Origin of the sequence: Paenibacillus ginsengarvi (genome assembly GCF_003626695.1) — a bacterium.
GTDB classification, from domain to species: Bacteria; Bacillota; Bacilli; order Paenibacillales; family NBRC-103111; genus Paenibacillus_AB; species Paenibacillus_AB ginsengarvi.
Genome location: NZ_RBAH01000018.1, coordinates 8,363 through 29,451, shown reverse-complemented (window position 1 = coordinate 29,451; position 21,089 = coordinate 8,363). Strand labels below are relative to the sequence as shown.

General features: G+C 55.1%; 13 protein-coding genes and 2 tRNA genes. 4 read left to right on the top strand and 11 right to left on the bottom strand.

Annotated features, from left to right (window positions below):
• Nucleotides 1-27 precede the first annotated feature (27 nt).
• Nucleotides 28-1,128: a redox-regulated ATPase YchF gene (gene ychF, locus D7M11_RS22310; protein WP_120749479.1), complete on the bottom strand. Its 1,101-nt coding sequence runs from the start codon at nt 1,126-1,128 to the stop codon at nt 28-30.
• A 584-nt stretch (nt 1,129-1,712) separates the two neighbouring features.
• Between ychF and tadA the strand changes: the two genes are divergently transcribed.
• Nucleotides 1,713-2,201, top strand: a complete 489-nt coding sequence (gene tadA / locus D7M11_RS22305; protein WP_240041254.1) for a tRNA adenosine(34) deaminase TadA — start codon at nt 1,713-1,715, stop codon at nt 2,199-2,201.
• Between the two features lie 50 nt (nt 2,202-2,251).
• Here the strand turns inward: tadA and D7M11_RS22300 are convergent, their stop codons facing one another.
• The 7 genes from D7M11_RS22300 to D7M11_RS22270 form a co-directional block, all read right to left on the bottom strand.
• A complete protein-coding gene (locus D7M11_RS22300) occupies nt 2,252-3,199 on the bottom strand; it encodes an aldo/keto reductase family protein (protein ID WP_120749477.1) in 948 nt (315 codons plus the stop codon).
• 95 nt (nt 3,200-3,294) lie between these two features.
• Nucleotides 3,295-4,779 (bottom strand): methyl-accepting chemotaxis protein, encoded by a 1,485-nt coding sequence (locus tag D7M11_RS22295; RefSeq protein WP_158606778.1) that lies wholly within the window; start codon nt 4,777-4,779, stop codon nt 3,295-3,297.
• Nucleotides 4,780-4,886: 107 nt separating this feature from the next.
• Nucleotides 4,887-5,582: a Crp/Fnr family transcriptional regulator gene (locus D7M11_RS22290; RefSeq protein WP_240041253.1), complete on the bottom strand. Its 696-nt coding sequence runs from the start codon at nt 5,580-5,582 to the stop codon at nt 4,887-4,889.
• Nucleotides 5,583-5,602: 20 nt separating this feature from the next.
• Nucleotides 5,603-6,763, bottom strand: a complete 1,161-nt coding sequence (locus tag D7M11_RS22285) for a GIY-YIG nuclease family protein (protein WP_120749475.1) — start codon at nt 6,761-6,763, stop codon at nt 5,603-5,605.
• 209 nt (nt 6,764-6,972) lie between these two features.
• Nucleotides 6,973-12,189, bottom strand: a complete 5,217-nt coding sequence (gene hepB / locus D7M11_RS22280) for a heparin/heparin-sulfate lyase HepB (protein ID WP_120749474.1) — start codon at nt 12,187-12,189, stop codon at nt 6,973-6,975.
• A 111-nt stretch (nt 12,190-12,300) separates the two neighbouring features.
• The gene (locus tag D7M11_RS22275) at nt 12,301-15,318 is read right to left on the bottom strand and encodes a hypothetical protein (protein WP_120749473.1); all 3,018 of its coding nucleotides are present in this window, start codon (nt 15,316-15,318) and stop codon (nt 12,301-12,303) included.
• A gap of 119 nt (nt 15,319-15,437) precedes the next feature.
• Nucleotides 15,438-18,344 carry a hypothetical protein gene (locus D7M11_RS22270; protein ID WP_120749472.1) on the bottom strand — a complete coding sequence of 969 codons (2,907 nt, stop codon included), beginning with the start codon at nt 18,342-18,344 and terminating at the stop codon, nt 15,438-15,440.
• Nucleotides 18,345-18,676: 332 nt separating this feature from the next.
• Between D7M11_RS22270 and D7M11_RS22265 the strand changes: the two genes are divergently transcribed.
• From D7M11_RS22265 to D7M11_RS22255, 3 genes are all read left to right on the top strand, one after another.
• Nucleotides 18,677-18,751 (top strand) — tRNA-Arg (locus D7M11_RS22265).
• A 22-nt stretch (nt 18,752-18,773) separates the two neighbouring features.
• Nucleotides 18,774-18,850: transfer RNA gene (locus D7M11_RS22260), tRNA-Pro, on the top strand.
• A gap of 175 nt (nt 18,851-19,025) precedes the next feature.
• The gene (locus D7M11_RS22255; protein ID WP_240041252.1) at nt 19,026-19,820 is read left to right on the top strand and encodes an alpha/beta fold hydrolase; all 795 of its coding nucleotides are present in this window, start codon (nt 19,026-19,028) and stop codon (nt 19,818-19,820) included.
• A gap of 345 nt (nt 19,821-20,165) precedes the next feature.
• Here the strand turns inward: D7M11_RS22255 and D7M11_RS22250 are convergent, their stop codons facing one another.
• Genes D7M11_RS22250 through D7M11_RS22245 form a run of 3 tightly spaced genes read right to left on the bottom strand, consistent with a single transcriptional unit; the run spans nt 20,166 to nt 20,854 of the window.
• Complete coding sequence (locus tag D7M11_RS22250; protein WP_120749470.1) at nt 20,166-20,312, bottom strand: small acid-soluble spore protein P; 147 nt, start codon at nt 20,310-20,312, stop codon at nt 20,166-20,168.
• A gap of 23 nt (nt 20,313-20,335) precedes the next feature.
• On the bottom strand, nt 20,336-20,494 hold the full coding sequence (locus D7M11_RS36780) for a hypothetical protein (RefSeq protein ID WP_168928320.1): 159 nt from the start codon (nt 20,492-20,494) through the stop codon (nt 20,336-20,338).
• 15 nt (nt 20,495-20,509) lie between these two features.
• Complete coding sequence (locus D7M11_RS22245; RefSeq protein WP_120749469.1) at nt 20,510-20,854, bottom strand: hypothetical protein; 345 nt, start codon at nt 20,852-20,854, stop codon at nt 20,510-20,512.
• Nucleotides 20,855-21,089: the final 235 nt, after the last annotated feature.

Here is a 21,089-nt window from a genome sequence, read left to right as displayed (position 1 = left end):
TGCCGTTCCTTTAAACCTGCCCTAATCCTATACGTTAAAACGGAAATGCATGACGTCCCCGTCCTGCACCGTATATTCTTTGCCTTCCAAACGAAGCTGGCCTTTTTCCTTCGCTGCGTTCATCGAGCCGCTCGTGATCAGATCGTTATAACCGACCACCTCGGCGCGAATAAAGCCGCGTTCGAAATCGGTATGAATGACGCCCGCCGCTTGCGGCGCCTTCATCCCTTTGCGGATCGTCCATGCCCGAACTTCCTGCACGCCCGCCGTAAAATACGTGTACAGACCAAGCAGCTTATAAGCCGCGCGGATGAGGCGATTCAGCCCCGACTCCTGAAGCCCCAGCTCCTGCAAGAACAGCTCTTTGTCTTCGCCTTCCAGCTCCGCAATTTCCGACTCCACCTTGGCGCTGATCGGAACGACCTCGGCCCCTTGGGTCGCCGCATATTCGCGAACTTTCGCGACATACGGATTGTCTCCCGCTCCCGCAGCTTCCGCTTCGCTTACATTCGCCGCGTACAGTACCGGCTTCATTGTCAGCAGGTGCAGGTCGCGAACGATCAGCTTTTCTTCGTCCGTCAGCTCGACGCTGCGGGCCGCATTGTCCGCGTACAGCGCTTCTTTGATTTTTTCGAGCACTTCGACTTCCTGGGCGTACTTTTTGTCGCCGCCCTTCATATTTTTGCGCGAACGGTCGATCCGTTTCTCCACCGACTCGATGTCGGCCAGAATCAGCTCGAGATTGATCGTCTCGATATCGCTGATCGGATCAACCTTGCCCGATACGTGCGTAATGTTCTCGTCCTGGAAGCAGCGAACAACGTGAACGATCGCGTCCACCTCGCGGATATGCGCCAAAAACTTGTTGCCGAGCCCTTCGCCCTTGCTCGCGCCTTTTACAAGTCCGGCGATATCCACAAATTCAAATGCGGTCGGCACGATGCGGTTCGGCACGACGATATCGGCCAGCTTCTGCAGCCTTTCGTCCGGCACCTCCACCACGCCGACATTCGGATCTATCGTACAAAACGGGTAATTGGCCGATTCGGCCCCCGCCTGGGTAATTGCGTTGAACAAGGTTGATTTCCCTACGTTGGGAAGTCCGACGATACCTGCCTTCAATGCCATGAAACGCGACAACTCCTCATCTTCCAAACTGAATACTCCCATCATTATATAGCACGACAGAACGATATACAATGACGGCTAGAGCCGGGCCGATAGGCCTTGACTGCGGATAAAAAAACAACCGGCAACGCTTCCAATCCACAATATTCACAAGTTATCAACAAATATGCACCTGTTATCCTCATTATATCCAAAGGTTATCCACATGTTAACAACATTATCTGAATATTCGCATTAGCCATTCCCTTTAACGCCATCAGAACAAGACACATCGGCAAAAGAAAGCAGAAAAAGCGTCCGTATAGTCTCCTATTCATGCTTGGAGGCGAAATTACCGAACGAAAGCCGCCCTGCAGCGCAAGCCTTGCAGAGCCCCTATGAACAACTCTCTGCTGCGGTTGTTGATTCGAAACGACTGTTCCCCTACAATAAGGAGAAAGCTATTTTCGCAGGGGTTTATCCCACTTCGGAATCTTTTATCTACAGAAAGCCGATAGTTGTCCACAAATTTATCCACAGCATGTTAACAGAATAAATGTTCGCACTTGTGCACATGGGAATAACTTATGGAGAGGATATCTTCAATGAACGACCACGAACGGTGGATGGAAGAGGCGATACGGGAAGCAGCCAAAGCGGAAGCGCTTCGCGAGGTGCCGATCGGCGCCGTTATTGTAAAGGACGGCCAAATCATCGGCCGGGGCCACAATTTGCGGGAAACGTCGCTTGATCCTACGGCCCATGCCGAGATGATCGCCATTCGCGAGGCAAGCGAGTCGTTAGGCGCGTGGAGATTGCTCGACTGCACGCTGTACGTTACGCTCGAGCCATGTCCGATGTGCGCCGGAGCGATCGTGCAATCCCGCGTCAAAACGGTCGTTTACGGCACGCCGGACCCGAAAGCCGGCTGCGCGGGGACGCTAATGAATTTAATCCAGGAAGACCGCTTCAATCACAGGGCCGAGCTGATCGACGGGGTGCTTCGGGAGCGATGCGCGGCGCTGCTCACCGACTTCTTCCGTAAATTGCGGGGCAAAGCCGCTGCAGCGGCAGCCGATTCCGCAGAGTCGTAAAAACCGGATGGCCGGTCTCCCTCATCGGGAAGCCGGCCCTATGTTTTTCTTCACTGAAGAGCGCTTTCGATTGCAGCGAGAGCGTCATCGGGAATGATAACGCCCGAAGCTTTCGCGTTCTCCTCGACCTGCTCCGGGCGGCTTGCCCCGATAATCGCGCTGGATACGTTAGGCTGCCTCAAAATCCAGGCCAATGCCAGCTGCGGCAGCGATAACCCGAGTCCATCCGCTATCTGTGCCAGCTTTTCCACTTTCACCAGGTTCGCATCGGTCAAATATTTCGCGATCGATTGCTTGCCCCGTTCGCTTGCCGCCCGGCTGTCTCCGGGCACTTCCGAGGACGACTTGTATTTCCCCGACAACACGCCTTGCGCCAGCGGAGAATAAACGACTTGACCGATGCCGTACTTCAGGCCGGTCGGAATGATCTCCTTTTCGATATCCCGCCTCAGCATGCTGTACGGCGGCTGGCTCGCCACAATCCGGTCCAGCAGCTTGCTGTCCGCGATGTGAACGGCTTCCGTCATCATGGCGGCCGTCCAGTTGCTGACCCCCGCATACAGCACCTTGCCTTGGCGGACCAGATCGTCAAGCGCTCTAAGCGTTTCTGCAAGCGGTGTAGACGGGTCCGGACTGTGGCAATAATACAAGTCGATATAGTCCATGCCAAGCCGCTTCAGGCTGGCGTCGCATTGCTCGATAATATGCTTGCGCGACAAGCCCCGATCGTTCGGACCGTCGCCCATCTGGCCCCACACCTTCGTCGCCAGCACGAACGACTCCCGGCGGTACCCGGCGAGCGCCTCCCCGACTACCTTCTCCGCCTCGCCTCGCATGTAGATGTTGGCCGTATCGAAAAAGTTGATGCCCCTATCAAAGGCGGAATGAATCGTCTGCATCGCCTGCCGCTTCTCCACATAACCGCCATACGTCAGCCAACTGCCCAAACTGATCTCGCTTACCTTCAAACCCGAGCCGCCCAATCTTCGGTACTGCATCTTATCCCTCCTCGAATCGAACGCGCGGCCGTCCGCTCCTGTTCGTTTTCCGAACGCCTGCTGAACACACGGCCGCCTTTTTCCACATTAGTGTATCACAGCGCTTCGCCCTGCACCATTCGCCCTGCGATGCTGTCCGTTTCCCGGATATGCTGCTGGATTTGCACATTTTGCTTATGCAGCGTTTCCAGCGTGGCGAGCAGCTGCTGCAGCGTCGCCGACGACTGCTCGCTGACCGAGGCGAAATGCTCTGTCGAAGCCTGAATCGAATCGCTCGCAGTACGAATGGTGCCCATCATCGTATAATATCCGCTCGCCAGCGCATTTAGTTCGCCGACCGCCGATTGAATGTAACGGAACGATTCGCGGGCATCGACCGTAATCTCCCTGTTATGGTTCATCTGCTCCGCAATCCTTCTCATGCTGTCGCTGGTCGCCTCCGCCTGCTTCGAAATGGCAGCCAGCTTCTGCGATATTTCGTCGGCCGATTTACCGCTCATATCCGCGAGCTTGCGAATTTCTTGCGCCACAACGGCGAAGCCTCTGCCGCTTTCCCCCGCTCGCGCGGCCTCGATCCCGGCATTCAGCGACAGCAGGTTCGTTTGCTGGGCGATTTGCTGAATCGCTTGACTAAAAGCCGTCACCTCCTGGAGCGTCTCGGTCAAAGCGGCAATTTCCGTCGACATCGCGGAGATGCTTGTCTGGAAATCGTTTGTGCTCCGGAACATCGTGTCCATTTTGCCGCTGCCTTCCTCGCTGTGCCGGCTCGCGCCGTCCGCTTTTTGTTTCAGCTCGGCGAGCGAGCCGAGCATCTCGTTAATCATTCCCCCCGTTTCTTGAACCGCCCGGTTGATAGCTAAAGTCGAATCGACCTGACTGCCTGCTCCTCCCGCAATTTCCTGAAACGCCGTGTTCATTTCGCCGAAGGCGCGGTTCGTTTCTTCGCTAGCTTGAGCGATCTGCCTCATCTTGTCGGAAACGGACGAGGCGCTGCCGAGCAGCCGCTCCTGGTCTTCCTTTTGCCGGGTGAACAGCCTCCCCGCCTCCGCGCCGAATTCCTCCAGCTTCTTGGTCATCTGGGTGGCGATTACAAGCAGCGTAATGAGCAGTGCGCAAATAAGCACGTAGTAGATGAACAAGGTAGACTCATTTCCGGCAATGCCCGGGACCTCGTTCTGCGTCACCGTGAAGTAGGCGAGCAGCCCCGTATTGACCGTTATACTGACGACAGTCGGCCATACGCTCATATAGATCGAGGCGAGAATGAGGCCGTAATAGACGCCGAATACATTGCTGAGCGACTCGCTTTGCGAACCCGTGACGAAAGAGATGACTGCGTTGCCGACAATGGCTATGTAAGGAAGAAGGTACGGAACCCGGCTTGTAAAATGGAGGAAGCCGAATACGGCCAGCAGCGAGACGAGCAGGCCGATCACGATCCACGAGTTGGTGCCGGTTGCCCCTCCTTTAAGCGTTACTACGCTTAAGGAAGCAAGTAAACAAGTGATGGCCAATGCGATGAATACAACTAGGTTTTTGCGCTTCATAATCTGCAGCTTGATCGTCTGCTGAACATCCATAAACGTCCACATCCTTAAAATAATAGTTACTGAAAATTATAATCGAAATTTGTCGAACGTGCGAGCGTTTACAAAAAACAAAAGATGCCCCCAAAGCGGCATCCCTTTCATTTGATGTATGTCATTTTGCGCTTGAGCGCATCCATGTTTTCGATCGTGATCTGTTTGTTGCGAATCGAGATGACCCGGTCGTCCTGCAGCTCCTGAAGCACCTTCGTTACCGATTCGCGAACGGTTCCGACCATGTTGGCGATTTCCTGATGCGTCAGCTTGATCGAGATGAGCACCTTATCGGTCTCGGACTCGCCGTATTCCTGGGACAGCTGGAACACAGCTTTCAATATGCGCGTGCGGACGTCGAGAAATGTCAGGGCGTGAATCTGCTCGTTGGCCCCCCGCAGCCGGTCCATCGTCATCTCCAGCAAACGCATGCAGAGAGAAGGCGTGCGAACCATAAACTCATTAAACGTCGTGCGCCTCAGCGTATAAAACACGCTGGGCTCCAGCGTTTCCGCATGGGCCGAACGAACTCCGTCCTTTTGCATAAGCGACATTTCCCCGAAGAAGTCCCCGCTGCGAAATAGCGCCAGCGTAATTTGTTTCGTGTTGTCGATTTTATATATTTTAACGGTTCCCGACTTGATAATGAACAGTTCCTCGCCCGGATCCCCTTCAAAAAACACGATCGAATGCTTGCTGTACTTGCGCTCCCGAAACAAATCGGAGATGCCGCGAAGCTCTTCCTCGCTCAAATCTTGAAACAGCGGGATGTTGCGGATCAGTGCCGCGATCGGTTCCCTCACGAATGTCGACTCCTTTTGGCTTACGGCCCATCCGGTAACTTCCGGCTGTGATCGATAGGCAGAATACTAACGCTTTCGTCCTCCAGACTGGCGGCAGCCTGGCATTCCAGCTCTACGCGATACGTCATATTACGCTCACATAGGTTTAAGATATGCCGTTTAACCCCTTTAACCGGAACGACCGCTTTCGCGGACACGCCGCGTATACGGGCCGCCTTCACGAGCGGCTCGGAACGGATGAAGTCATTGGTGACTACCTCGACCCGCCCTTTATCCGGCAACAGCGAAACAAGGCGATCCAGCCACCTGATTTGTTCCGGTCGTTCTCCCCAATCGGTCCGCTCCCATACGAATCTTGTTCGCAGCATGCCGTAGTCGATGCGGGCGGCAAGTAAATAAACCGGGCCGAAAAAAACCGCCAGCTGGTGATAGTCGCGGGGAATATTCACCGCCTGTTCGGACAGCATGCTGCGAAGCGCGGTGAGCCGAACGTGCAATTCCTTCGCTTTCTCGAATTGAAGCCGTTCCGACAGCCGGCTTACGCCCTTCTCCATCTCTTCGGGCACCTTCGCCGGTTCGGACAGCAGACGCATCGCTTCCCGGAAACGATCGGCATACTGCTCGCCGGTTTCCATCTGCTCGCAGACGCCTCCGCATTTCTCCATATAGTATCTCATGCACAGCCGTTTCTCGAGCGGAGCGCATGTTCGCAGCTTGAACCAGTCGATCGCGAAATCGAGCGCATAATTGCGAAATACCGGATTCGGAAAAGGTCCGGCGATAAGCTCATCGGCGCCGGATAGCTGGGTTCTCGGCGCTTGGCGCTCCCGGTCGAGAGCCGTCAGTCTGGGAAGCTTTTCTTGCGTGGCTGCTATGTAGGCGAACACAGACCGCTCCCGCTTTTTGGCGCGATTGTAGGGCGGTAAGTAATACTGAATCAAGTTTGTCTCCAGAGTAAGGCTCTCATTCTCGTTGCGAACGATCATAATCTCGATATCGGCCACTTCCTCGACAAGCTGAGCCACCTTGATCCAATCCGGCTTCGAGTGGAAGTACGAGCAGAGCCTGCGGCGCAAATTAACCGCTTTGCCGACGTACAGCAGACGGCCGGTACGATCGAACATCAAGTAACATCCCGGCTCTTCCGGATATCGGTGCGGCACGAATGTAAACGAGCCCACGGCGAACCTCTCCCCTGTACAGGCTTGTCCCGTTTCGCAGCTTCTGTTAGAAAAAGGCGAATGAGGGGCTACTTGTATCGTACCAGATGATGTAAAGACGAAACAGCCCCTTTTTGTCGTCCGCCCCTTGATTCCATATAGGACAAAAAGCCGTTCCCCGCACGAATGCCGCGCGGAGGAACAGCTTTAAGACCTACCTGTTCGTCTAGTTACAAATCAAGCTTAGATGATGACAGAACTGCAATCAATCCGTCAACGCAGCTACGCAGCTGCTCTTCCGCCGCAAGCGACAATTTATTCGACTGCTTGCTTAAAACGTCAAGAAAATCGTTCAAATGCTTCAGCGCCTGGCTCGAATGTCCCTTTTCCAGATGATGCTCGGCCTGCATCAGCCGGTTGTTTAGCTGGCTGTGCAGCGAAGAAGTCACTTCTCCCAGCTCAGCATATTTCCCTAGTAGTTCATCTAGCGCCGCGAACATGCCCGGCGCCCCCGCACCGACTCCAACAATGGCCCATGCGGTATGACTCCCGAACGAAGCCGATATAACTGTGCCGCCTTCCCCGATGGCGGTTACTACACCGCCAGCTATCGTCGCGACTCCCGGCTTGGTCGCCGAGTAGGACGCAATCGCGGTAGCCTGCGAACGACGGCCATCACCGTAAACGGCGGTTACGACCGTTTGTCGCTGTGCTCCCGTCTCAAGCAAGTAGATCGGCGAATCGAACTCGATTCGGGCGATACCGGACGGATCAAGTACTTGGACCATCCGCGTCACAGGCAAGGCCGCGTTGCCGGCCGCATCCGATACCCGGTACGTCAACTGATACGTTCCGGGCGTGTTCGCATACACCGCTCCCGTCACCGTAATTCGCCCGTTTATGCCGCTGTCCAGATTGTCATTCGCCGTCACGCCGGGATCGGTGAACGTACTGCCCGCCAGCACAGTCATAACCGAACTGCCGTTCAGCGTCAGAACGGGAGCTGTTTTGTCGATTCCGATGATCGCTTGCTTCGGCATCTCGATGTTCCCAGCGCCGTCAACGGAGCGGTATTCGAGCGTATGCACGCCCTCCCCGGTCAAGTAAACGGCGCCCGTTACGGTCGTCCAGCCGCCTCCCCCGAGCCGGTATTCCGTCCGATCGATGCCGGACAGCAGCTCATACGTGCTGAACGTCACAGTAACGTCCCGATTGTTAAACGTTCCGGCTCCGCTCTTGCCGTCGATAAACACCTTCGTAACCGGAGCAACGATATCGGCGCGCCCCATGTACGTTAGCGTATAGGAGCCGGGCTGTCCGTCGAAATACAAGACGCCTCCGTCGTCGGTAACTTCACCATACGTCGTCTGCCCGCCTTGCATAATGGCCCACGAGCCGGCAGCCATATCGGTCACGACAAAATGAAGCTGCAGCCGGCTGCCGTACACCGAGAACGACACGGTTCCGTTTTCCCGGTCTCCCGTTTTGCTGAAAAGGGCAACCGAGTCAGCGATGGCGGCACCGATCATTTTATCCGAGTCGACCATTGTCGTGGCAAGCGGTGCGGTGCTGCCGTTATCCATCACCTGCATAACGTTCAAGAAACGATCGGTTTGCGCAGCCGTCTCAGGTGAAATCTGAATGCGCCATTCCCCTGCCTCTACCGTCTGCTGTCCGGAAGGACGAGCCGGCGCCTGCAAATAATTCGTCCCGAACACCTCGAACTCGTGACCGTCTCCTCCGACTTTCTCGATGACCGCATTGCCTACTGCAGGCAGCAGCGTTTCATTGACGAGCTTGCCGGAATAGCCTTCCTCGCTGCGCACGATCGTGGTCGTGTTGCCAGTTACTTGCGGCTCCTCCATGCTGTGGAGCAGCCAATACTTTTTGAAGTTCGGGTCCGACGAAACGACCTTGTCATACACGATCATCGCCGCTGGATGCGTCTCGTCATTCAGCCTGAGGAACAGGAACGACCGTTTGAACTGCCCCACCTTGTCCGAATACGCATTCGTCAAATCGCCCTTCAAGTAGCTGAAGTCCGGAGATACCGGATCGGGGCCGAATTGATGGCCTTCGACAACGCCATTGTAATAGTTTTTGCCGAGCAGGTCCTCAAGCTTGCCCGCTTCCGCAAACTTCCGCTGGCCGCCGTCGTTCGCCCAGCCGTTATAGAACCTCTCGGCCGGATCGTAAACGAGCATCGAGTTGTGCGCGATCGTGCGCTTGTAATAATTGTTATCGTGCTCGCTGCCGTAAGCTCCGTATACGCCCTGGTACATGCCGGAATCGATGGCGAGACCGCCCTTGTAGTAAAGCTGGAAGCTTCCCATATCGAGATGCTGGTGATTGCCGTACTGATAATTGCCGATCTTCATCTCGGCGACGACATCGGATACTCTGGACCCGGGGCTATCCAGCTCCCAGCCGGTGCGGGCGATCATCGTGCCGTACGGAAACCCGAAATAACGGGTTAACGGGAGCTCATCCGGCTCGCTTACTGGAACGTCCAGATCGGCGAACAAAATTTCGACGAACGGACTGGAGCCCATCGTATGCTGCCGCAAAAACTCGCCCTGCAAATACGGGTCCTTGTAATAAGAGGCGGCGAGCAGCGGAATCGGCGACGAATATTTCCAGTACATGCCCGGCGGATTGCTGTTCTGCCAAGACGTGTCTCCGTCGCGGATAAACTGGCCGTCCGGTCTGCGCATGTAGAGCCCGCGGTACAGCACGTCCCGCTGCTCGTCCGCGAATACGCCAGAGTAACCCATGCGGGCGAACATCCACTGCGCCCACAGCTCCGGCATGAGCCTGACGCCGAAGCCGTACGAATCCCCCTGATGATGCATGCCGGACAAATACCAGAAATTGCGCGCCGGGACGAATTCGCCGAAAAAGCGTTTCGCCGACACGTTATAAATTTCCGGATCCTCGTCGTAAACGGCGATGCCGGCGGCAAGCAAGTCCTTCAACAGCATGTTTTCCCCGGAATGCCCGGTAATCGATCCGCCGCGTGTCGGCGGATATCCCATCTCCATCTGGGCCGCAAGAGACTTGATTTTGGCGATAAACGCCGTCTTTTCCTCCGCCGTCAGCAGCGGGTAACACCAGTCGTATGTAACCGATGCCGCATGAATCGTATCGCCGATCGGCCGGAACGTATCGAGTCCCGCATATACGGCGGTATCCATAAAGTTCAGAATCGTACGGATGGCGAGTCTGCCGCTGGCCGTATCGCCTTGCAGCAAATATTTCATCGCGTTGTACTCGATCGCATTTTTAAGCGCGGCCGAATAATTCGATTGGCCGGTCGGAGGCGGATCGAGCAAACCTGGCGGTTTGCCGAGGCCGAGATCGACCAGCGTCCATGATTGTGCGTCTGTGGATACGTATATATCGAAATAGGAAGTGCGAATATTGCCGCTGTACCAAGCGATTTTCAAATCCGTAACGGTCCGTGCCGTTCCCAGATCGTACTGAATCCACTCCTGCGTCCCTTCCGCCGACCATCTCGATTCCGCGTCAAGATCGCCGTCGATCGTATTGTTGCCGTCATACTGGCGGTCCTGACTGCTCCAGCTGGCGCTCTGGATGGGCAGCTTCTCCAGCTGACCCGTACCGCCGCGCGTATAAATTTCCGTCTCCGTAATCGAGTTCCACTGATTCGTCGAATTGCCTCTACCGAACAACTTCACGTAACGAGCCGTCTCCGCAGCCGGGAACGGGTACGTCTCGAAATCCAGCGTTGTGCCGCTGCTTCGTCCGGTATATTCCGGAATGTAGCTTTGGCTAACGACCTTGCTCCATATGGGCTGAAATGCGGGCGTCTGAATTTTGGCCTGAAGCTGCGGCACAAAGCCCGCTGTCGCATACAATCGCGGGTGCCCGGACGGCGGCTTCAGCATGTTCTGCTCTGTCACGTTAGGCGCAGGAGGCATTTGCAGTTCGACGCGGTCGAATGCGGCATCCCGTACGATTACAGGGAACGTAGCCGTTATATATCCGGCTTTTACGGCACGGGCTAAGTACCGGCCGTTCACGACCGTCCGGTCCAAGGCGAACGTGCCGTCGGCAGCCGTAACCGCCGCTCCGAGCGAGGTCGTGTAAGCAGCATCGTCGTCGTCGTACAGAGCGATGTTAGCTCCGGCCAGCGGCTGATCCGAGCCCGGAACACGGACTTGGCCGCTTACGGAATACTTCGCTGCCGCCGTATCTGCTGCCAGCGTCACAACAGCGCTGCCGCTTCCTCCGCCGCCGACCTCGACTACGGCCGTTCCGGGCGAATAGCCGTCCTTGGAGACGCGGACTGCATAGCTGCCGTTGTCTACGCTGCCGGGAAAGATGAATTTGCCGGCAGCATCGGTTACTGCCTTGTCGATCGGGCTTGTAAAGCCCGTATCCGAAGCTTTGTATAAATAGGCGACCGCCCAAGCAACCGGCAAACCGCCTGCCGCATCGGTTACCGTACCGCGCACGAGACTGACTTCGGAAACGCTGACTTCGTCAAAGTAGACCGTCCCTACGGTTGCCAGCGCGCTGTACAATAAAATAGCCGCTTTAACGGTTCCTTCCGGAGCAACCATCGTAACCGCGACATTGCGCCATCCGCCCGACGTAACCCCGGTGCTCGCCGATTTCGAATCGATCAGCTTGTTTGCGGAGTCGTAGAACCGAATGTATATCGCTCCCGCTCCGCTATCGACCCGCATTTTCACCTCGCCGGTGTACTGCTTGCCAGCGGAAGCCGGAAACTTATCGCTTTCCATGCCGAATGAGCTGGTGGCCGAGTTGTCGACGAGTTTCAAGCTTTTGGAGCCCGCATAGGCGGCCTCGCTCGTAGCGGTCATCTGCGCTGCGCTGCCGAAGGCCGTATTCCAGCCGGTCAGGTTCGATTCGAACCCGCCGTTCGCGATCGGAACCGCCGACGTGAGCGTAACGTTGTCGAAATAAGCCGTGCCCACGTTGACGATGCTCGTCGCAAGTACGACACTGACCTGAACCGCTTCCGCCGGAGCGGTAGCGGTGATGGTGACGTCGACCCATTCGTTTTGCGGCGAGCTTTTATTCGAGAATACGCTGTGTATCATCGTTCCCGCCGCATTATAAAAATATAAATATACCGAGCCCGAGCCTCCCGCCAAAAATAGTTTCGCCGAGGCGGTTAACTGCTTGCCCTCCGCAGTAGGCAATCTGTCGCTAATCATTGCATAGGAGGCGTTGTTTTCCATATCCTTAATTTTCAGACTGAACCCGCCGGAATATTTGATTTCGCTCGTTACCGTCATATTGGCCGCGTTGCCGTGAAGTGTGCTCCAGCCGGTCAATCCCGAATCGAACCCGCCGTTCTGAAGCGGCAGCGTCTCGGCCCGGGTTTCCACGGCGTACAGCGGAATCAGACCGATCAGCAGCACGAGCGCAAGCAGCAGACAGCTCAATTTTCTCATACGATCGCTTCCTCTCTATCATCCCTATTCATGGCATCAAGCTGCTTCATCAATAGCTACATGAGGTGTATGACCGTTTGTCGAGGCAGCCCTCCCTACCTTCCGTAAGCTCTAGTAGTTGATATAAGTAGCGTACACATCAACCGTTGCGTAAGTACCAGCGGTTAGTGACGAATCGACAGATACAACGCGGACCGAAATCCGGTCTCCGGCCGAAAACGTAGCATTCCCCGTGAATGCCGCCATTCGCGGATTGGCCGAAGCGGTCGGACCGGCTAAACCGCTTAGCCAGACGGCGCCGTTCTTCCATACGTCAAACGTAAACGCCGCAGCCGATTGCGGAGCGCTCGCATGGACAGCGAAACGAACGAGCGAGCCCGCCTGCGACAGCACATACTCCTGTGAAGGATGCGATTCCATCCGCTTCATCGCCGTACCGGCCGCACCGGGCAAGCTGCTTGTGTAAAAATGCAGCGTATCCCCCGACTTCGCCGGGCTGACCCAGCGGGTACCGTCCCAGACGACCGGTTGGCCGAGATCGGTGTCGAAGTAAGCGAAGCCTTTCTCCGAACCAAACTTCGCCGGGGCGGGCCGGTCCGCCGTCGTTCCTTTGCGCTTCGCCATAGAGATGCTTTCCGAATCGTGGTGGCTTTTCAGCATCGCGTAAAATTCCGGCTCGACCGGAGTCCCCGCGCTTGCGAAATAGTCGATGACCGATTTGGCTAGCTTCGTATTCAGATGGTTGTAGCGCAACGTGTTGTTTACGTTAATAAAATCGTATCGCGAGAGCAGGTCCATCCGCTCCACTCCGTCCACGACTGGGCCGTGAATCGTGCAGTCCACGAACGAGACGCCATGCGTCGCACTCAGCGAATACAGCAATTTGCCGTCATCCACGGCGTTAGCCTTGATATGACAGTTTTCGAACGCGAGCCGGCCGCGCATCGGGCCGCCCTCATAGGCATCCATGCAATTCACTGTGCAGTCGCTGAAGTAGACGTCGGCAACCGCACCCTTGAAATGACCGAAAAAGTCGCCGCAGCCCACGATGTCGATTTTCGGGTACAGCGCATTCGCATCCTCGTACGCCGCCGTTCCGAGCGCGTTCAGCAAGAAATTGACATGTGTGTTCGATTGCGATGCCTGAGCCGGAACCTTCTCGCTCTGAATGTTCACAAAACGCATGTGGCAGTTCGCCGTTACCCGATTCTGATCGTAGCCGCCCGGCTTCCCGAGGTCGAAACTGAGCGGGTTCGAAATTTCCAACATACGCACGCCCTTCTCCCTGCCGACGACGATCACATCACTACATTCGACCGAGCTAGGAAAAAACAGCCTCGCTCCCGTACTCGTCACTTTGGAGAAGGTGGCGATCTTCATGATCCGGCATATGCCGGTCGGATTCGGAACGCCGGTATAGTCAAAAATAAAGTCCTGAACCTTGATCGAACGGCCGTAGCCGATCGGGTACTTGTAGTCGAAGTTGGCGGGAATGAAATTTAGAGCGACCGCCTCCGCCGTTCCGCTCGTAAGGACGAGCCGGCAGTTGTTCAGCCGGATATTGCCGTCCCATTTCGCCCCGTAATCGTTGCGGAAATCGATGAAGCGGGTACCGAACCGCTTTGTGTTCTCGATGAACAGATCGCCGCCTCCGGTCAGCGTAAACCCTTTGTAGCCGATCTCCGAATCTTTCACATACAAATTCCAGCAATGAAAATGGACGTCGACCCGGTTCAGGCGGCAGCCTTCGATCCGGAAGTTCTTGAACATATTCGTGCCGAACACGCCCCAATGGACATTACTGCCCTCCGCCGTCACGTTGCGGAACGTCGCATTCAGCACCCGTGCTCCGCCGATGCCGTACGTGCCTGCAGGCACGTCGCGGTCCGTTCCCTCCCGATCCTGCTCCCACGGAATAAGCCGCACGTTCTCGAGCGTGACATCGAACACGTTGCTGAAGTAGTAGAAGCCGCTTCGCGGATCGAGCGATACATCCACCACTCCCTGATCCAGACCGACCCACTGGTTGCGCAGGATCGTGCGGCTGCGTTTGACCAGTATTCCGTTATACAAATAAGAGCCGTTCGCGCCGGGGCTTGTCCCGGACATATAGAACGTCCCGCCGTCTATGACCAGATAGTTGTCGTCGCACGGATAGGCGACCAGACTCGTATAATTGTTGAATGTCCAGGCGATGTCCCCAACGATGCGGCCGTGCTCCTCGACATAGAAAAAATCTTCGCGGTTCCAGCCGTTGTGGTTGTAGCCGTAACGCACGCCGATCTTGTCGTTGCTGTCGACAACGAACACCAAACTGTTTTTGTAGGGAGCCAGCTCTGGAATAAGTGTTGTGCCGGGCTTCATTTGGGCAAGGAAGGCCGCTTTTGTAGCGGCATCGAAAGGGATTGCAGCCTCCGTCTTGCGGCTCGCCACTCGAAAACGGGACTGCGTCTTGGAGTTGAAGCTTTCGTCGATATGAAACTTCGTATGGCCCCAGTCGACGCTCGTTTGGACGACAATATCGACGGTCGCCTTGATCCAGTATTCGCCGCTGCGATTGATGACCGGTAGCTGCTGGCCGTTTGCGTACGCATGAGCTTTTTTGATCTGCACGCCATCGTCGTTCGCGCCGTCGCCGACCGCGCCGAACTGCTTGTACCGGATGCTGTCCCCGGGCAGCAAAATGGCCTGCAAGCCGTTTGTCAGCGTAATGACGCTTCCGCCGTCCTCCGTTTGCGTTCCCGACTGAATGATGTAAGCGGAGCCGCCCCCATCTCCGGGCTCGAAGTAACCGGCTGTGCTGGCCAGCAAACCGTCCGTCAAGTTCGTGTCCGCCACCATGGCGGCAACCGACTCGTACAGCAGGTGGAACAGTCCGCTGCTCAGCGCCTGACCCGGCGGGTAACCCGAACCGTTTCCATTCCCGTGATACGTAGAGCCTGTCACAGTGCTTCCATTCCCGTAGACGCCCCCTGATACCGTCCCGCCGCCTTGGGCGGCAAAACCTTGCACGGACAGTACGGACTGAGCGGCCATGGCGGCCCCGGCCAAGCCGAACGCCGTTAGCAGCTGGCGGCGGCTGACCGCCGCTCCCGGAATGTTCCCGTCATGCTGCTGTTGTTCATTCATTACGAATTCCTCCCTTTACATGGAAAATATATATGTGGGATATCATGATGAACGATGGCGATAACTTTTACGCAAGCGGCAACGAGACAAGTCGGTCAAACGAGTATGCAGTTTTACGATTAAGAGCCCCCGTACCGTATGAGCAGATCGAACGTCACGCCTGTCGGAACGGGATCGGTCAAGTTCGGGAGAAGCAGCTTGACCGCAATGCGGTCGCCAGCCGACCAAACGCTGTTGTCCAGCGGGAGCCAAGCGGATAACTGCCCTTCCGGCACGTTTAGTCCGGCGTGCCATACGGCGCCATTTTTCCATAGATCGAATGTATAGACACCGGCGAGCGACTCGTCCGCATAAACGGAATAGGCAATCGCTCTGCCGCTTCCTCGTAATGTATATTCATCGGTCGGGTGCCCTTCCATCCGTTTCATCCGCACTTCTCCCGGAGAAGTCAGGGCTGAACCCGATACGTAATAGTGCAAAGACTCCTCCTGCCGAACCGGGGGCATCCAACCGGCTCCGTCCCACACAACCCACTCGCCCTTATCCGTATCGTAGTAGCCGAAGCCGCTAGCCAGCCCGGTCAAACCCGCCGCAGGACGCTGAGCGCTCGTCCCTCTGCGGCGCAGCATCTGCGGACTTTCCGATTCGTGATGGCTTTTCAGCATCGCGATATATTCAGGCGCAACCGGTGCGTAATGATCCATAATCCGCTTTGACAGCCGCGTTCCGAGATGGTGGTAATGAAGCGTACGGTTTACATCGATAAAATCGTAACGCGAGAGCAGCTCCGGCCGCTGGGCGCCGTCCACGATCGGCGCATGAATCGTGCAGCCCACGAACGATACGCCGCCTGTCGAGCTAAGCGAATAAAATGCCTTACCGTCATCAACCGTATCGGCCTGAATATGGCAGTTATCGAACGCGATACGGCCGCGCATCGGCCCGCCCTCGTAAGCGTCCACGCAGTTCACCGTGCAATCGCTGAAGTAGACGTCTGCAATCGCACCCTTGAAATGGCCGAAAAAATCGCCGCAATTGACAATGTCGATTTTCGGGTACAGCGCATTCGCGTCGTCATACGCCGCCGTCCCAAGCGCATTCAGCAAAAAGTTGACGTGTGTGTTCGATTGCGACGCCTGAGCGGGAACCTTCTCCCCCTGTATGTTCGCAAAACGCATGTAACAGTTGGCCGTTACCCGATTCTCGTCGTAGCCGCCTGCTTTGCCTACGTCGTAACTTAACGGATTTTGAATTTCGAGTAAACGCACGCCCTTCTCCCGGCCGACGACGATCACATCGCTACATTCGATCGAGCTGGGGAAAAACAGTCTCGCCCCGCTGCTCGTCACTTTGGAGAAGGCGGCAATCTTCATCATTCGGCATACACCGGTTGGATTCGGCACACCAGTATAGTCAAAAATAAAGTCCTGAATCTTGATCGAACGGCCGTAACCGATCGGGTACTTGTAGTCGAAGTCAGCAGGGACGAAATGCAGCCCGACCGCCTCCGCCGTTCCGCTTGTGAGAACAAGCCGGCAGTTATTCAGCCGGATATTGCCGTCCCATTTCGCCCCGTAATCGTTGCGGAAATCGATGAAGCGGGTACCGAACCGTTTCGTGTTCTCGATGAACAGATCGCCGCCTCCGGTCAGTGTAAATCCTTTGTACCCGATCTCCGAATCTTTCACGTACAAGTTCCAGCAATGGAAGTGGACATCGACCCGATTCAGACGGCAGCCCTCAATTCGGAAATTTTTGAACATATTCGTGCCGAACACGCCCCAATGGACGTTGCTGCCCTCCGCCGTTACATTGCGGAACGTCGCATTCAGCACCCGCGCTCCTCCGATACCGTACGTGCCTGCAGGCACGTCTTTAGCCGTCCCCTCCCGATCCTGCTCCCACGGGATAAGGCGCACATTCTCAAGCGTGACATCGAACACATTGGTGAAGTAGTAGAAGCCGCTTCGCGGATCGAGCGATACGTCCACCGCTCCCTGATCCAGACCGACCCACTGGTTGCGCAGGATCGTGCGGCTGCGCTTAACCATGATCCCGTTATGCAGGTAAGAGCCGTTAGCGCCAGGACTTGTTCCAGACATGTAGAACGTTCCGCCGTCTATGACCAGATAATTGTCGTCGCACGGATAAGCAACCAAACTTGTATAATTGGTAAACGTCCAGGCAATATCCCCAACGATGCGGCCGTGCTCCTCGACATAGAAAAAATCTTCGCGATTCCAGCCGTTATGGTTATAACCGTAACGCACACCGATTTTGTCGTTGCTGTCGACAACGAACACCAGACTGTTTTTGTAAGGAGCCAGCTCCGGAATAAGTGTCGTTCCGGGTTTCATTTTCGCCAGGAACGCGGTTTTGGCAGCCGCATCGAACGGGATCGCTGCCTCCTTTTTACGGCTGATCACCTGGAAACGCGGATTCGATTTGGAATTGAAGCTTTCGTCGATATGAAATTTCGTATGCCCCCACTCCACGGAGGTGGCGATCGAAATCAGATTCGTTTCCTTGATCCAGTATTCGCCGCTCGTATTCACGATCGGACAACCTTGCCGATTGGCGTATGCATGCGCCAGCTTGATCTGCACGCCGTCGTCATTTTTGCCGTCTCCGCGTGCGCCGAACATTTTGTAGGTAACGCCGCTGACCGGGAGCAGATGCGCCTGCAGCCCGTTCTGTAAATCAACGACGCTTCCGCCGTCCGGCAAAGACTTATCGGCACGGATGATGTATTCGGCGCCTCCGCCATCGCCGCTCTCGTAATACCCGGTAGTACGGATTACTGCGTTCTCCCTCAGACCGGAAGCCTGCTTCAGTTCAGTTAGTGTATAGGATTCGGGGGCCGGCTCTTCCTTTGAACCCGATGCCTGTTTACGAGCTATAAAAGCGGTAGAACCGCCAATCGTAAGCGCCGCCGCTCCTGCGACTCCGACAAAGGCCAGCATTTTCCTCCTGCTCATCGAGGAACGTTTCGCCTCGGGATTGTTATTCGTTTCCTGATCGTTCAATGGCTCTCCCCCATCCGCTGCTAAAAAAGCCGCCAACCCTTCCCTAAGGAGGCTGACGGCTATGTGGTCATTTGAAACCAAGCTATTTGGTTACGGTAGACAACAACCGTACCTTTGTTTGGCTATATTATTGCACATTTATGAAAGGGTTTCCATGATAAATTTAACTTTTACTGTCTTTAATGTGAGGAAAAAATAAATGAACGATTGTTTGGTGAAATGCCAATCGTGTTGATGACTAATTTGCATACAAATCGTATAGCAAAAAAGCATGAGCATCTTTACTTTGAATGGGAGTTGTGCTATATTACTTTATGCTGATTATTTCACTCGCGCCCGTAGCTCAGCAGGATAGAGCGACAGTTTCCTAAACTGTGCGTCGCGGGTTCGAATCCCGCCGTGGCGCGCTTGCCATATTTTTATATATGACGGAACGTGGCTCAGCTTGGTAGAGCGCTTGGTTCGGGACCAAGAGGTCGCAGGTTCAAATCCTGTCGTTCCGACCACTTTATAACCAACACAATCGCGGCCACGGTCGCGATTTTTTTGTTTTAGAGAGCTTCGGAGCCGCATACTCCAGGCTCTTTTTTTTCAATACATATTTCGCTGTACCTCCAGCGCCGGCTTTACTATGGTTTCGTTTTCGAATAGCATGGTTACAATACGGAGGGAGGAATGGTCATGAACAAAATCAATCTCAGTAAACGTTCCATCGATATCGCGTACAGGGAAGAGGGACAAGGAACCCCCGTGCTGCTGCTTCATGGTTTTTGCGGAAGCTCGGCGTACTGGAACTCCGTTTTCCCCTTGCTTAGTCCAACCTGTAGGGTAATCGCACCCGATTTGCCGGGGCATGGCTTGTCAGGGGTTCCGGCTGCTCCTTACTCCATAGAGGACTATGCCGATGACCTGTTGCAGTTTTTGCAGCTCTTGGGTATTGAGAAGGCGGTTTGGTTCGGTCACTCTCTGGGCGGATATATTACGCTCGCCGCTGCAGAGCGCCATGCGGGTCGTATGGCGGCTTTCGGCCTGATCCACTCTACAGCGTATCCGGACGATGACAAAGGCAAAGAAAACCGTCTGAAGTCAATTCAGACGGTGCAAAGTTCCGGCATTGCCGCGTTCATAGACGGGCTCGTGCCGAAGCTGTTCGCTCCGGAGCATGTAGAAACGATGCAAACGAAGATTCATGAGGCCAAGGAGATTGGCTATTGCACCTCGCAAGAGGGAGCGGTACGTGCACTGGAGGCAATGCGGAGCAGGCCGGATAGAACCGGCATACTCGCCTCCGCCGAATGTCCCGTACTGCTCGTCGCCGGAGAGAACGATCAAATTATAGCTCCGGACAAAACATTTACCGTCCATCACAACCGTGTCCGGCAAGCCCTGCTAAAGCAGGTCGGTCACATGAGCATGATGGAGGATCCTCAGCAGCTTGCCCCTGTTTTAATCGATTTTGTGCAATCGCTGCGTTAGCTTACAAATCGGCCCGCCCCTATTGGCGGGTTCTTTTCATTTAACACACAATGGGAAAAGGACCCTTTCGGGTCCCTTCGACGGTGGAACGGTTGTATGAATCGAATCTTACCTTACTTTCTGCTCTGGTTATCCGGATACCTGTCGCCAGTTTATCCTTCTTGTGTTAGAAACACGCTAACGTGTCTTTAGCACATCGCCTCGGCTTTCTTGTTCGGTATATTGACCCTTACTTGGTGTATCTGCTGAATAGTTCAACGGAACCACACCTCTCTGTTCACCGTCAATTGTAGTATGTCCGGATCTAAGCGTCTTATTCATTTTTTCTCGATTTTTTTGAAAATCTTATCCTTCGCCGTTATTATGGCGGGTATGATTCGCTTGCTTTGTTTTTTTGGAGCCGGACAACGGCTCCTGCGGTCCTCGGCCTTTAGCCTCGTGCTGTCCCGCCCCCGTTGGAGGATTTACAGGCTGGGGAATATCTTTCGGCATGATGGCGGCGCCTCCTTATCGAATTATCTTGCCGTTGTTGTATCGTGATTATGGCGATCCCGTTTCTGCCGATCGTTCGTATCCTGTTGAAGCTGCTGGGCGTGATGGGCGTTAACCGGGTCCTGCGCCAAGTCTTTGACTACATTTTGCAAATTTTTATCCGCCGATTTTTGCTTAGTCATCGTTCCCTCTCCCTCTTAGCTGGTTACTTTCTTCAACGCTTGGGCGCATTCGTGGATGTGACGAATGTAGTCTTCTACCAGGTTTTGAATCAATTCGTTTCGTTCATCAACGGTGACATCCGCCTTCTCTACGTCAACCAGCTCGACCTTCACTTCCCGGGAGTCGACATAGGTGACGAGAAAGTCGAACGTATACATCGAATGACCGGCGCTGCGAATGTGAATGCGAAGCGAGCTCGGATTATGTTCGTCCGCCATAACCTCGGCCTGGTCGGACTCGTTCAGCACAGTAGGCAGCGTTTGCCTCCATGCTTGTGTCAGCTCGCTTTGATCGATCGTGAGCACGTCTGTTTTGCTCATAAAAAACACCTCCGCAACGTTAACTTGCGAAGGTAGGCATTGTTTTATGCGAATGGCGGCGGGGACAAAAAAAGCCATGAATCTGAGGATTCATGACTGTTTACTCTTATGCTCCGACGAACCTAAAGGTTCTCATCCTGAAGTATGTAGATACGGAGAGGGTGGGATACTCCCCCTTCGGGTGAGACTGCGATGTATCGCTACCGAAGCATACGCTCCGACGAACCTGAAGGTT

Bases quoted from the DNA above. Each gene is read 5' to 3' on its own strand.
- ychF (WP_120749479.1), bottom strand. From the start codon at position 1,128: ATGGCATTGAAGGCAGGTATCGTCGGACTTCCCAACGTAGGGAAATCA.
- tadA (WP_240041254.1), top strand. From the start codon at position 1,713: ATGAACGACCACGAACGGTGGATGGAAGAGGCGATACGGGAAGCAGCC.
- D7M11_RS22300 (WP_120749477.1), bottom strand. From the start codon at position 3,199: ATGCAGTACCGAAGATTGGGCGGCTCGGGTTTGAAGGTAAGCGAGATC.
- D7M11_RS22295 (WP_158606778.1), bottom strand. From the start codon at position 4,779: ATGGATGTTCAGCAGACGATCAAGCTGCAGATTATGAAGCGCAAAAAC.
- hepB (WP_120749474.1), bottom strand. From the start codon at position 12,189: ATGAGAAAATTGAGCTGTCTGCTGCTTGCGCTCGTGCTGCTGATCGGT.
- D7M11_RS22275 (WP_120749473.1), bottom strand. From the start codon at position 15,318: ATGAATGAACAACAGCAGCATGACGGGAACATTCCGGGAGCGGCGGTC.
- D7M11_RS22255 (WP_240041252.1), top strand. From the start codon at position 19,026: ATGAACAAAATCAATCTCAGTAAACGTTCCATCGATATCGCGTACAGG.
- D7M11_RS22250 (WP_120749470.1), bottom strand. From the start codon at position 20,312: ATGCCGAAAGATATTCCCCAGCCTGTAAATCCTCCAACGGGGGCGGGA.
- D7M11_RS36780 (WP_168928320.1), bottom strand. From the start codon at position 20,494: ATGACTAAGCAAAAATCGGCGGATAAAAATTTGCAAAATGTAGTCAAA.
- D7M11_RS22245 (WP_120749469.1), bottom strand. From the start codon at position 20,854: ATGAGCAAAACAGACGTGCTCACGATCGATCAAAGCGAGCTGACACAA.